The 13314-nt window shown below is 61.3% G+C and carries 12 protein-coding genes; 11 read left to right on the top strand and 1 reads right to left on the bottom strand.

The window, feature by feature from the left end:
- Window positions 1–458 precede the first annotated feature (458 nt).
- From rlmN to spoVM, 7 genes are all read left to right on the top strand, one after another.
- Window positions 459–1535, top strand: coding sequence for a dual-specificity RNA methyltransferase RlmN (rlmN, locus tag PM3016_RS25670; protein WP_014371468.1), 1077 nt, complete (start codon window positions 459–461; stop codon window positions 1533–1535).
- Between the two features lie 8 nt (window positions 1536–1543).
- A complete protein-coding gene (locus PM3016_RS25665) occupies window positions 1544–2317 on the top strand; it encodes a Stp1/IreP family PP2C-type Ser/Thr phosphatase (RefSeq protein ID WP_014371467.1) in 774 nt (257 codons plus the stop codon).
- Between the two features lie 8 nt (window positions 2318–2325).
- The gene (pknB, locus tag PM3016_RS25660; RefSeq protein ID WP_014371466.1) at window positions 2326–4530 is read left to right on the top strand and encodes a Stk1 family PASTA domain-containing Ser/Thr kinase; all 2205 of its coding nucleotides are present in this window, start codon (window positions 2326–2328) and stop codon (window positions 4528–4530) included.
- Entirely contained in the window at window positions 4530–5438 is a 909-nt protein-coding gene (rsgA, locus tag PM3016_RS25655; RefSeq protein ID WP_013919577.1) for a ribosome small subunit-dependent GTPase A, read from the top strand. Before pknB ends, rsgA begins: the two co-directional genes overlap by 1 nt.
- A 1-nt stretch (window position 5439) precedes the next feature.
- Complete coding sequence (gene rpe, locus PM3016_RS25650; protein WP_014371465.1) at window positions 5440–6120, top strand: ribulose-phosphate 3-epimerase; 681 nt, start codon at window positions 5440–5442, stop codon at window positions 6118–6120.
- Window positions 6107–6358: a hypothetical protein gene (locus PM3016_RS25645; RefSeq protein ID WP_014371464.1), complete on the top strand. Its 252-nt coding sequence runs from the start codon at window positions 6107–6109 to the stop codon at window positions 6356–6358. The genes rpe and PM3016_RS25645 overlap by 14 nt, the downstream gene beginning before the upstream one ends.
- Window positions 6359–6787: 429 nt before the next feature.
- Window positions 6788–6868, top strand: coding sequence for a stage V sporulation protein SpoVM (gene spoVM / locus PM3016_RS25640; protein ID WP_014652194.1), 81 nt, complete (start codon window positions 6788–6790; stop codon window positions 6866–6868).
- 594 nt (window positions 6869–7462) lie between these two features.
- Here the strand turns inward: spoVM and rpmB are convergent.
- The gene (gene rpmB / locus PM3016_RS25635; protein WP_014371462.1) at window positions 7463–7651 is read right to left on the bottom strand and encodes a 50S ribosomal protein L28; all 189 of its coding nucleotides are present in this window, start codon (window positions 7649–7651) and stop codon (window positions 7463–7465) included.
- A 349-nt stretch (window positions 7652–8000) separates the two neighbouring features.
- On the opposite strand from rpmB, the gene PM3016_RS25630 reads away from it, so the two are divergent.
- The 4 genes from PM3016_RS25630 (at window position 8001) to recG (ending at window position 13303) form a co-directional block, all read left to right on the top strand.
- Complete coding sequence (locus PM3016_RS25630) at window positions 8001–8363, top strand: Asp23/Gls24 family envelope stress response protein (RefSeq protein WP_014371461.1); 363 nt, start codon at window positions 8001–8003, stop codon at window positions 8361–8363.
- 72 nt (window positions 8364–8435) lie between these two features.
- Complete coding sequence (locus PM3016_RS25625; protein ID WP_014371460.1) at window positions 8436–10253, top strand: DAK2 domain-containing protein; 1818 nt, start codon at window positions 8436–8438, stop codon at window positions 10251–10253.
- A 142-nt stretch (window positions 10254–10395) separates the two neighbouring features.
- Complete coding sequence (locus tag PM3016_RS25620) at window positions 10396–11247, top strand: DegV family protein (RefSeq protein ID WP_014371459.1); 852 nt, start codon at window positions 10396–10398, stop codon at window positions 11245–11247.
- Between the two features lie 4 nt (window positions 11248–11251).
- Window positions 11252–13303 carry an ATP-dependent DNA helicase RecG gene (gene recG / locus PM3016_RS25615; RefSeq protein WP_013919570.1) on the top strand — a complete coding sequence of 684 codons (2052 nt, stop codon included), beginning with the start codon at window positions 11252–11254 and terminating at the stop codon, window positions 13301–13303.
- Window positions 13304–13314 lie beyond the last annotated feature (11 nt).

The raw sequence follows: 13314 nt of genomic DNA, 5'->3' as shown, positions 1-13314 counted from the left end.
CCCGGTTGTCCTTATCCCTGCTGCAGCTTCGCTAACGCGGAAAACCCGTGTTAATCCGCTTGCTGAGGGCTCAAGTGCCAAACCGGAAGCTCGCTAACGCGGAAAACCCGTGTTATCGAAGCGGTGGCTGGCCGAAAGCGCAGGATTAACACGGAAAACCCGTGTTAATCTGCTTGTTGGGGGCTCAAGTGCCCAACCGGAAGCTCGATAACGCGGTAAATCCGTGTTATCGGCCCGGCAACGGTCCATCTGCCTGGAATAACACGTGCTAACCGTGTTATTCGCGTCTCATCGCCGGACCGGCTGCCTGTCAACGCATCCAGCCGGCGCATTTTCGCTGTCCGTCCATTTGCAGCCGACACGCACCGTCCCGCAGGACGGCGCAGCTGTTTTTCCATCCCTCACGGGTTCTGACATACTTAGGCATACACACATTTGATAAACAGGTTGTGATCCATATGGGAACAAAAGACAAAATGCCCGAAGGCAAGCCGTACGTCTACGACTATTCCTGGGACCAGTGGCAGGAGTGGGTCAAGGAGAACGGGGAGTCCGGATTCCGGGCCGGCCAGATTTTCGACTGGCTGTATGTGAAAAGAATATCAAACTTTGACGAAATGACGAACCTGCCCAAAACGCTGCGGGACAAGCTGCGGGAGCAGTTCGATTTTGTCACGCTTCATGAGGTGGCGCACTACCGTTCCAAGGACGGCACCGTTAAGTTCCTGTTCGAGCTTGCCGACAAGAACGCGATCGAAACCGTCGTCATGAAGCACAACTACGGCAACTCCATCTGCGTTACGACGCAGGTCGGCTGCCGCATCGGCTGTACGTTCTGTGCCTCCACGCTCGGCGGGCTGAAGCGGAACCTGACGCCGGGCGAGATCATCGCCCAGGTCGTGAAGGCGCAGCAGCTGCTCGACGAGACGGGAGAGCGGGTCTCTTCCATCGTCATCATGGGCATCGGCGAGCCGTTCGAGAACTATGATGCGGTAATGACGTTCCTTCGCGTCATGATCCACCCGAAGGGCCTCAATATCGGCCAGCGTCACATTACGGTGTCGACGAGCGGGATCGTGCCGAACATTTACAAATTCGCCGAAGAGGAAACCCAGATCAATCTGGCGATTTCGATTCACGCGCCGAACGATGCGCTCCGCTCGAAGCTCATGCCGGTGAACCGCCGCTTCCCGTTTGCCGACCTCATCGAGGCCTGCAAATTTTATGTCGGGAAGACGGGCCGCCGGATTACGTTCGAATACGCCCTGATGGGCGGGGTGAATGACCAGCCGGAGCACGCGGAGGAGCTGGCCCAGGTGCTGCAGTCCTTCCCGATGGCGCACGTCAACCTGATCCCGGTGAATTTCGTATCGGAGCGCAATTTCGTACGTACGCCGCGCAATGATATTTTTACGTTCCAGCGCATTCTCGAGAAAAATAAAATTAACGCCACCATACGCCGCGAGCAGGGCAGCGATATCGCCGCCGCCTGCGGGCAGCTGCGGGCGAAGCATATGGAGTCGGGTGCGAGGTGAACCAATCGATGCTGAGACTTTGCTATCTGTCCGATATCGGCCGTGTGCGCACGGTCAATGAGGACCGGGCGGTCGTGAAGGAAGACCTGAACGGCTGGAGTCTGGCCATTGTGGCCGACGGCATGGGCGGCCATCAGGCCGGAGATATTGCAAGTCAAATGGCGGTGGAGCTGATCCAGGTGGGCATCCAGTTCCTGGATGCCGGCGTGAGCTCGGAAGAGCGGCAGCGCCAGCTGAAATCGGCGATCGAAGTCGCCAACGAGAAAGTGTTCGAATTCGCTTCGCAGCGGGAGCATTATCACGGCATGGGCACGACGGTGGTCGCCGCCCTTGCCTCCCCGGACCGCGCGGTGATCGCCCATATCGGCGACAGCCGCGCCTACCGGATCGGCGGCGGACGCATCGAGCAGCTGACGGAGGACCACTCCCTCGTCAACGAGCTCGTGAAGAGCGGCCAGATCTCGCGCGAGGAAGCCAGCCATCATCCCCGGCGCAACGTGCTCACACGGGCGCTAGGCACGGAGCCGACCATCGAGGTCGACGTGCAGGAGGTGTCATGGCAGAAGGGGGACCTTCTGCTGCTGTGCAGCGACGGGCTCTGCGGCCTGGTGGACGACGAGCGGATTCTCGAAGCGGCCAGCGTACCTGAAGAGCTCGAAGAGAAAGCACGCCGGCTGATTAAGGAAGCGCTTGACGCGGGCGGGGACGACAATGTGACGGTAGTGCTCGTAGCCAATGACGGTGCCGGACCGGAGATATCTAACGACGGAGAAGCGAGGTGAGGACATCAATGATCGGTAGGCAGCTTGGAGGACGTTATGAGATTCTCGAGCGGGTCGGCGGCGGCGGAATGGCCATCGTTTATAAGGGACTAGATATTTTACTACATCGCCATGTCGCCGTAAAAATACTGCGCCAGCAGTATGTGCATGATGAAGAATTCATCCAGAGATTTCGCCGCGAAGCACAAGCCGCAGCCTCATTGTCGCATCCGAACGTGGTCAGCATCTACGACGTGGGTCAGGAAGATGACGTGCACTACATTGTCATGGAGTATATCGAGGGCACGACGCTCAATGACCGGATCAAGGAAAAGGCTCCCCTTCAGGTGGAGGAAGCCGTACATATTGCGGGACAGATCTGCGATGCGCTGGATCACGCCCATCATAATCAGATCATCCACCGCGACATCAAGCCTCATAACATTCTCATCGGCAAAAACGGGCGGGTCAAAGTCACGGACTTCGGGATCGCCCGCGCCGTCACCTCCTCGACGATCACCCAGACCGGCTCGGTGGTGGGATCGGTGCATTATTTCTCGCCCGAGCATGCCAAGGGCACGACGACGGGAGAGCAGTCCGACCTGTACTCGCTTGGCATCGTCATGTATCAGATGCTGACAGGAAGGCTGCCCTTCCTCGGCGAAAGCCCGATCTCCGTGGCGCTGAAGCACCTGCAGGAGGATGTGGAGGAGCCGCGCAAGGTCAATCCGCTCATCCCGCAAAGTGTGGAGAACATCATTCTGCGCGCGATGCGCAAGAGCACGGCGGAGCGCTACCGTTCCGCCAAGGAGATGCTCGGCGACCTGGAGTCCTGCCTGCAGCCCCACCGGCGCGGGGAGCCCAAGGTCAGCTTCTTTGACGACGATGACATGGATGAGGAACGGACCCGGGTCATGCCGGCCATCCGTCCCGGGCAGTATGAGATCAGCGCGGTGGAGGATGACGAGCCGCCGAAGCCGGCCGCATCGGAGAACCCTCCCGAAAAAAAGAAAGGCGGCTGGGTCAAGCCCGTCATGTGGCTCTTGGTCCTGGCCGTCATGGTCGGCGGCATGTGGTATCTGGTCCGCTATGTGCAGGCCGTTACCACGGCGCCTGAGGACGTCATGGTGCCCGATCTCAGGGGCAGGCCGGTCGCCGAGGCGAGGCAGACGCTCGAGAGCCTGGGACTTGGAGTGGACATCGAGCCGCAGAGCAGCACCGAGGTTCCGAAGGAGACCGTCATCCTGCAGGATAAAGCGAACATGAAGATCCGCAAGGATTCCAGGGTCAAGCTGACGGTGAGCACCGGGCCGCCTCCGCAGAAGATGCCGGATCTGAAGAAGCTGAAGCTCGCGGACGCGAAGACGAAGCTGCTGCAGCTCGGCATCAAGGCGGAGAATATCAAGACCGATGATATGGTCATGGACGAGGAGCCCGGACTGGTTCTCACCCAAACGCCGGCGGCGAACGCGGAATTTACCGATCCGGCGGCAACGCAGGTCACTCTTGGTGTGAGCAAGGGGCCGGAGACGATCCCGATGCCGAACCTCATCGGCCTCTCCGAGAACGAAGCCAAGAACAAGATTCTCGTCAACAAGCTCAAGATCGCCAAGGACGGGGTCAGCTACCAGCCGAACTACAAGCTCAGCCAGGGCAAGGTCATCAGCCAGTTCCCTTACCAGCCGGATGAAGTGGTGGCGCCGGGAACGGAGATTTCCCTGACCGTCTCGTCCGGTCTGCCGAAGGAGGCGGGGCAGATGGCGGTCAACGTGCCGGTCCGTCCGGCCAAGGAAGGAGCCGTGTCCACGGTCAAGATCATTTTGACGGACGCCTCCCGGGAGAGTGTCGAGTACCAGACCCTGACGGGGGTGGACAAGCTGCAGACGTTCCAGGTCAATGTGGTCGTCTCGCCGGAACAGAATGCGAGTATCCAGATCAAGGCGGATAACACGGTGATCGATGTTATTACGGTGACCTACGAAGACTTCAAGAATCATGGCAAAAGCGGCAAGCCGTTCACGCCGGGAACCGGCACAGGCGCCGGAACGGCGGAGCCGGGCGGCGCGGCCGGAAGTACGACCGCCCCGTCGGGCACCACCGGAACGGGCGGCAACGGTACGGGAACCGGCGGTACGGGAGCCGCCAAGCCGGGAACGGAAACGCCGGCAGCCGGAACGCAGGAGCCGGCGGGGACGTCCGGCAATACGACAGGCACAGGAGGCCAAAATCCATAATGCCAGCGGGATTAATCGTGAAGGCTTTAAGCGGATATTACTATGTGCTGCCGGAGGAAGCCGCCGGGGTGGAATCGGTGCAGTGCCGGGCCCGGGGCGTCTTCAAGAAGCGCGGCATTTCGCCGCTCGTCGGGGACCGCGTGCAGTTCGAACTGACGGAGAACGGCGAAGGCACGGTGACCGAGGTACTGCCCCGCACGTCGGAGCTGATCCGGCCGCCGGTGGCGAACGTCGACCAGGCTGTGCTTGTCTTCTCCATTGACGAGCCTGCCTTGAACCTGCCTCTGCTGGACAAGTTCCTGGTCCATACGGAGAGCGCGGGACTGGATACGATCATTGCGCTGACGAAGCGGGACCTGATCGAGCGGCAGGAAGGGGAAGCCGAGGCGGTGGACCTCGGTCCGGTGGTGGAGCTCTACGAGTCCATCGGGTACCCGATGTTCGTCACGAGCGCCAAGGAAGGCATCGGCGTCGAGGATGTTCTCGCGAAGCTGGCGGGCCGCATCAGCGTGTTCGCCGGGCAGTCGGGCGTGGGCAAGTCTTCACTGCTCAATGCGATGGTGCCCGGCCTCAGCCTCGAGACGAACGCCATCTCCATGAAGCTCGGCCGCGGGAAGCATACGACCCGCCACGTCGAGCTGATCCGGCTGCAGAACGGCGGACTCGTCGCCGATACGCCGGGCTTCTCGCAGCTGGACTTTCTGCAGGTCGAAGCGGAGGGCCTCGGCGGGTGCTTCCGCGAATTCCTCCCTTATGCGGAGGAGTGCCGCTTCCGGGGCTGCCTGCATCTGCATGAGCCGGACTGCCGGGTTCAGTCCGCGCAGGAGGAAGGACTCATTTCCGCCTCCCGGTATAACAATTACCTGCAGTTCCTGCAGGAGATCCGAGACAAAAAGAGGAGGTATTAGCATGCTGCGGATTGCTCCGTCAATTCTGTCCGCGGACTTCTCCCGCCTCGGCGAAGATATCGCCGAAGTGGAACGGGGAGGAGCCGACTGGATCCACGTGGACGTCATGGACGGCCATTTTGTACCGAATATTACGATCGGCCCCCTGGTGGTGGAATCGATCCGTCCGAGAACGGCGCTGCCGCTCGATGTGCATCTCATGATCGAACGCCCGGATGCCTATATCCCGGCCTTCGCCAAAGCAGGGGCCAACCTGATCTCGGTTCATGCGGAAGCCTGCGTGCATCTGCACCGGACCCTGTCCCTGATCAAGGAACAGGGCATCGGGGCCGGGGTCGTGCTCAATCCGGCCACCCCGCTCTCCGCGCTCGATTATGTCATGGAAGATGAACTGCTCGACCTCGTGCTGATCATGACGGTGAACCCGGGCTTCGGCGGCCAGAAGTTCATTCCGGCCACCCTGCCGAAGATCGCCGAGCTCCGGCGCCGCCTTGACGATCGGGGGCTGCAGCGCGTCGATATCGAAGTCGACGGCGGCATCAATGCCGAAACGGCCAGGCTTGTAGTGGAGGCCGGTGCGAATGTGCTCGTGGCCGGCAATGCCATCTTCGGGCAGGCGGACCGGGCGGCGGCCATCCGCAGCATCCGCGAGGGGAGCGGAGCGGCGAATGCGCGTTCTTAAGATCATCGGCTTCAGCCTGGTCTGCGCGGCGCTGCTGTTTCTTTTCGCGATGATCGAGGATCTCATGAAGTACCTCTTCTCCCTCGGGGCGCTGTACATCGGCATCCAGTTCTTCAAGAGAAATGAGGAGCGGGGGCCGCGGATTGCTTTCGTGCTTACGACGATTCTCTTTTATTTTATCTATACGGTCTTTTACGCGGTCTATCTGGCCGCAACGGGACAGGGAATACCGGCCTAGTCCGGCGGGACGCGCCGGAAGGGCATATTCTGTCCCCTCCCGGCATACAAATGGTTACAAAAGTACGGCTTAGGCTGAATTTTTGTAACCATTTTTTTATTGCCGGCTGAAAAAGCAGGGGGCGAGCCGGGGAGTACCGGAGGGCAGCCGGGCAAAGCCGGGGGTTCCCGGGCCGTAAGTCCACAGGAAGCGCAAAGGAAGGCTCAGGCAGCGGCGAGAGGGTCAGGGACGGGAAAGATAGGCACGTTTTGGCGGGAGCGGAATATAATGCTTACGAGCGGATTTGCTGTGGAGAGCACCGAAGCCGGGACGGAATCTCTGAAGGACAGCACGAGGCATGCCCGGTGAAGACCATGGCGTCAGTAGAGAACTCCGCAGTGCTTACGAAACGGTTTTGCACCGCAAAACCCGGAGGGAGGAGAACGCAGAATGAAATTTTACACGATCAAGCTTCCGAAATTTTTGGGTGGGTTCGTGAAGGCCGTCCTGAACACCTTCAGCAAAAACTGAAGGGGCTCCGGGCTCTGCGGCGGCCGGGCAGGCCGCGCCGATTTTGCCGGTTCATCCGGCGGATAGGGCCGGGCCTCCCGGGCCTGCGGACCCGGATGACGGGCAGCGGGCCCTTGCAGGGGTGCAGGATCTTGAACGGAAAACATAGCCGGAAGGCGCGGACCGGCGTGAGGCAGGCCTTCAGCGGGCCGCCCGGGGACGGCGGGAGAGCGCTCAGGCGTCCCGGACGAAGCCCTCGGCCGGAATCGGTGAGCAACCCGCCCTGGAGGGCGGCCAGCGGCCTGCAGCCGGGGGCGCCGGTTTGGGATCGGGTCCGGAGGGAACGGAGGAAGGCCGGGCATCAAGCCCCAAGCGGGATACGGCGGCTTCGGCCCATCTCCTAAGGCAGGAGAGGGCTCTTCTTGGTTGTTACGGGGAGCCGGCGAGGGTTGCAGCCAAGAGCTTGCTTCCCACGGCCCAGGGCTTTCCTGGGGGCTGTGATGCGGGGAACGAGGCGGGTATGCGCTGTGGGTTTGAGGCGGCGCTTTCACGGCCCCGCCGGACAAATAAAAAAGCACCTGAGAGCTCAGGTGCTTTTTGTTTGCTGACGCAAAATTAAACGCGAGTTACTTTACCGGATTTCAGAGCCTTTGCGCTTACCCAAACACGCTTCGGCTTACCGTTTACCAGGATCCGAACTTTTTGAACGTTGACGCCCCAAGTGCGTCTAGTCTTGTTGTTCGCGTGGGATACGTTGTTGCCGGTACCCGGACCTTTGCCAGTGATAAAACATTTGCGGGACATTGCTTACACCTCCTTAAAACCAACCGCGTCAAAAACACACTCGAATATCATAGCACACGAAGATTGGGCCCGTCAACGTGAAGCCTTGGATTTTATTCATCCTTCCGCGACAAGCCTGTAGATGGCCATCCGGGACACCGATGCAGGGTGTTTTTCAAAATCCAAGGATGCGGAACCTGTACCGTCTGTAAGGACGACGAAGCGGTTAATCCTGCCTTGAATCAGGAGAGGGACAAAGCGCTGCAGGCCTTCCGCCGCCCCGGGGGATGCTCTTCTTCATTTCTTCCAAAAGATATAGTACAATGGAACGTAGTCCATCCGAATCTGGGTGAAAAGGAGCTGTATGGAGATGGCTGTCGAATTGGCAACACAATATGGCAAGATATATGTAACGGATGAAGTGATCTCCGTACTTGCAGGATCCGCTGCTTTGGATTGCTATGGACTCGTCGGGATGGCGTCCCGAAACCAGTTCAAAGACGGGATCGCCGAATTGCTGCGCCGTGACAATCTGAGCCGCGGTGTGGAAGTCCACCGTGACGAAGAAGGCGTACTGACCATAGATTTATACATCGTTGTCAGCTACGGCACCAAGATCTCGGTCGTGGCCCACAATGTTCAAACCAAAGTAAAGTACATGCTCGGGGAAGTGGCGGGTCTGCAGGTGGATTCCGTCAACATTTTCGTTCAGGGCGTGCGAATCGCAGAGTAAAGACTGTCATGCAGCAGTTGTCAGACGAGCCAGGTGACTGACGCGCCGGGCAGGGTAATCGCAGGAAGGGGAATGGTCTTTTTGAGTAAGCGCTTAAACGAAATGAACGGGCAAGACTTTATACGGATGGTCGAGGCAGGGGCATACCGCCTGCGGACGAACGTCGACCGGGTGAATGCGCTCAACGTATTCCCGGTGCCGGACGGCGACACAGGGACGAATATGAACCTGACGCTGACCTCCGGGGTGGAGGAGCTGCGCCGCAGGCCTTCGGAGCATCTCGGCAAGGCGGCCGAGGCTCTGGCGAAGGGCCTCCTGATGGGAGCGCGCGGCAATTCGGGCGTTATCCTGTCGCAGCTCTTCCGCGGCTTCTCCAAGGCGGTGTCGGATCTGCCTGCGGCAAACAGCCAGCAGGTGGCTGCCGCGTTCCAGAACGGGGTGGACATGGCGTACAAGGCCGTGGTCAAGCCCGTGGAAGGGACGATCCTGACCGTCGCGAAGGAGGCCGCCAAACAGGGGCTGCTGTCCGCGAAGCGTCAGACCAGCGTCGTGTCCGTCATGGCGGATATCCTGAGCAAAGGCCAGGAGGCGCTCGACCGTACACCGGACATGCTGCCTGTACTGAAGCAGGTCGGGGTAGTCGACTCCGGCGGTCAGGGCCTGGTCCTGATCTACGAAGGCTTCCTGTCGGCCCTGGAATCCGAAGAGCCCGCTGTCATTGAAGAACCGGCCGATATGCCGTATGCCGCCTTCGGTGCGGTCCAGCCGCTCGACGAGCCGGCGGAGACCGGGTATGGGGCGGGACGCGGGGCCGGCGTTTACGCGAACGCTCACGAGCTGACCAGCGCCCAGTCGAAGCTTGCCACCGAAGACATTGAATTCGGCTATTGTACCGAATTCATGGTGACGCTGAATTCGGGCAAGCCGGCGAGCCGCGAATTCGAGGAGAGCGTGTTCCGCGAGGAGCTGTCCGCTTTCGGCGATTCACTGCTTGTGGTGGCCGACGACGACCTCGTCAAGGTGCATATTCATGCCGAATATCCCGGTACGGTCATGAACCTGGCGCAGAAATACGGCGACCTCAGCCGGATCAAGATCGAGAATATGCGCGATCAGCATACGCATATCCTCAGCGAGGAAGCGGGACACATGGCCGCCGAGGTGCGGCGCGCCGAGGAGCAGATCGCGGAGGCGCAGCAGGCGGCCGGGACCCGCAGCCAGGCCGAATGGAAGAAGTACGGCTTCGTGGCGGTCTCCGTCGGCGAAGGCATCTCCGGCATCTTCCAGAGCCTGGGCGTGGACCGCGTGCTTCACGGCGGCCAGACGATGAACCCGAGCACCGAGGATATCGTCCGTGCGGTGGCCGAAGTGGACGCCCGCACGATCTTCGTGCTCCCGAACAACTCCAACATTATTCTGGCCGCCCAGCAGGCGGTCGAGCTGGTGGAGGACAAACAGATCATCGTCATCCCGAGCAAATCGATTCCTCAGGGTATCTCCGCGGTCCTGGCCTTTAACGAAGAGGCGGACGCGGAAGAGAACGCCGAGGATATGGGCCAGGCGCTGCAGGGGGGGCAGGCCGGCCAGGTGACGTACGCCGTCCGGGATACACAGATGGACGGCATCGATATCAAGCAGGGCGATTACATCGGCATCCACAACTCCCGGATCGTTTCGGCGGAGCCGGATCTCCTGGAGTCCTGCCGCAGGCTGATCGACAGCCTGCTCGGCGGCGGAGCCGAGATTCTGACGCTGTATACCGGCGAGGAAGCGGTGGAGAGCCAGACGGCCGAGCTCGTGGGCTATGTGGAGCAAACGTATGCCGATGTGGAAGTGGAAGTGCATGCCGGCGGCCAGCCGCTGTACTATTACATCATTTCGGCTGAATAGAGAAGACAGTGAGAGTCCCTCCGGAGAACCGGCTGCCCGGAGCAGCCTGCCGGAGGGGCTTTGGGTTTGAGACGGGTCACCCCGGGCGAGCTTTGCCCGGAGGACCCATACCGAAACGTTTGTTGAAGAGGGGGAGGCTTTTTTGAGCGGAGTGCGTATTGTAACGGACAGCACGGCGGATCTTCCCGCCGATATCCGGAAGGAACTGGGGATCGAGATGGTGCCCCTGAAGGTGCTCTTCGGCTCCGAAGCGTTCGCGGACGGCGTCGATCTCGGACCCGATGAGTTCTATGCCAAACTGGCGGCGGCAGGCAGCCTGCCGACCACCTCGCAGCCTTCGCCGGCCGAGTTTCTGGAGGTGTATGAGCGGCTGGCGAAGGAAGGGGACGGACCGATCCTCTCGATCCATCTCGCTTCGGTGCTCAGCGGCACGTACCAGTCTGCAGTGCTCGCAAGCACGATGGTCGAGGACGGGGCGGACGTGACCGTCGTCGACAGCCGGTCCGCCTCCTGGGGCATAGGCAACATGGTCATCGCGGCGGCCGAAGCGGCCCGCGAAGGCCGGAGCAAGGAGGAAATCCTGGAGATCGTCCGCAAGCTGCAGGAAGAGACGAAGATTTACTTCCTCGTCGATACCCTCGAATACCTGCAGAAGGGCGGACGGATCGGCCGGGCGGCGGCGCTGGTCGGCTCGCTGCTGAACATCAAGCCGATCCTCTCGCTGAACCCCGGAGGCGAGGTTTACTCGCTCGATAAGGTGCGGGGGCAGAAGAAGGCGATGAACCGGATCGTCGAACTGATCCGTGAAGATTTCGGGGACCGGCCGATCCGGCTGATTCCCGGCTACACGTCGAACAAGGAGACGGCGGCGGAGCTTCAGTCGCTGATCGCCCAGAACTTCGACGTGACCGAGGTGCGGTATGGACCAATCGGTCCGGTCATCGGCACCCACGTAGGACCAGGAACCGTAGCGGCGTTCGTCTTCCCGCGGTAGGACCATGCTGGATCTGTATTCCCTTCCGGTTACGCAAGTGTCCGGCGTCAAAGGCAAGAAGCCTGAAGAGCTGCTCGGCCTCGGCATTTCGAGTGTCGGGCAGCTTCTCGATTATTATCCTTTCCGCTACGAGGATTACACGCTTCGCGATTTGACGCAGGTCAAGGACGGAGACAAGATTACGGTGCAGGGAACTATCGTGGGGGTCCCTCTCGTGCAGATGTACGGGCGGACCAAATCCCGGCTGACCTGCAAGGTCGTTGTCGATCCCTTGTTCGTAACGGCCGTGTGGTTCAACCGGCACTATCTGCGGGACAAGCTGACGGCCGGTGCCGAGGTGGTGCTCACGGGCAAGTGGGATCAGAAGCGGCTGCAGCTGACCGTGACGGAGGTGGAGTTCCCGGGACAGGGAACCTCCCAGATCGGCACGCTGCAGCCCGTCTATTCCCTGACGGCGGCCCTGACGCAGAAGTGGTTCCGCCAGGCGATGAAGCAGGCGCTGGTGCAGTACGGGGAGATGATCCCCGAGGTGCTGCCGCAGGAGCTGCTTCAGAAGTACGGGCTGCTGCCCCGCAAGCAGGCGGTGACGCTGCTGCACCTGCCGGGAAACATGGAGCAGGGGCAGCGGGCGAGGCGCCGGATGGTGTATGAGGAGCTGTTCCTCTTCCAGCTCAAGATGCAGGCGTACCGCGCGCTGAACCACGAGCGGGCCGACGGGGTCGCGCACCCCGTCGATCTGCCCGCCGTGCGGGCCTTCGTGCGTTCGCTGCCGTTCACGCTGACCGACTCGCAGAAGAATGTGCTCGCGGAGATTCTGCAGGATCTGCAGCAGCCGCACTGCATGAACCGGCTGCTGCAGGGGGATGTCGGCGCCGGCAAGACGGTCGTGGCCGCTTCGGCGCTGTTTGCTGTGGTCAAGGCCGGCTACCAGGGCGCGCTCATGGTGCCGACCGAGATTCTCGCCGAGCAGCACAAGCGCTCGCTCGACCGGCTGTTCGAGCCGTACGGCATCCAGACCGCGCTCTTGACCGGCAGCCTGACGGACCGCCAGCGGCGGGAGATTCTGGCCTCCCTGCAGATGGGCATGATCGACGTCGTCGTCGGCACCCATGCGCTCATCCAGGAGGACGTGTTCTTCCGGCGGCTCGGGCTTGTCGTCACCGACGAGCAGCACCGCTTCGGGGTCAACCAGCGCAGCATCCTGCGCCGCAAGGGGATGAACCCCGACGTGCTGACGATGACGGCGACGCCGATTCCGCGCACGCTGGCCATCACGGCCTTCGGCGACATGGACGTCTCGACGCTGCGTGAGCTGCCGAAGGGGCGCAAGCCGATCAAGACGTATGCGGTCACGCACGGCATGCTGGAGCGCGTGCTCGGCTTCATCCGCCGCGAGGTGGCCGCCGGGCGCCAGGCCTACGTCATCTGCCCGCTTATCGAGGAGTCGGAGAAGCTCGACGTGCAGAACGCGATCGATGTGCATGCCCAGCTGCAGTTCGAGTTCCCGGACTACAAGGTCGGCCTGCTCCACGGGCGGATGACGCCCGGCGAGAAGGACGAGGTGATGCGGGAGTTCAGCGCGGGCCGGGTGCACGTGCTCGTCTCCACGACCGTCATCGAGGTCGGGGTAGACGTGCCGAACGCCACGCTGATGGTCGTCTACGATGCCGACCGCTTCGGCCTCTCGCAGCTGCACCAGCTGCGCGGGCGCGTAGGCCGGGGAGAGCACCAGTCGTACTGCGTGCTCATCGCCGATCCGAAGAACGAGGTTGGCAAGGAGCGAATGAAGGCGATGACCGATACGAACGACGGCTTCGAGATCGCAAGACGGGACCTGGAGCTCAGAGGCCCTGGCGACTTCTTCGGCACGAAGCAGAGCGGGGTGCCGGATTTCCGGCTCGCCGATATGGTGACGGACTTCGAGGTCATGGAGCAGGCGCGCGACGATGCCGCGGAGCTTGTGAAGCGGCCGGAGTTCTGGACCGGCACCGAATATACCCCGCTGCGGGAGTTCCTCCAGCGGGAGCAGATTCTCAGCAGCGAGATGTTGGACTAATTTATACGCTA

The sequence above is a fragment of the Paenibacillus mucilaginosus 3016 genome (assembly GCF_000250655.1).
Lineage (GTDB): Bacteria > Bacillota > Bacilli > Paenibacillales > NBRC-103111 > Paenibacillus_G > Paenibacillus_G mucilaginosus.
The sequence above is the reverse complement of the archived record's forward strand: the minus strand, read 5'-3'. Positions and strand labels throughout refer to the sequence as shown.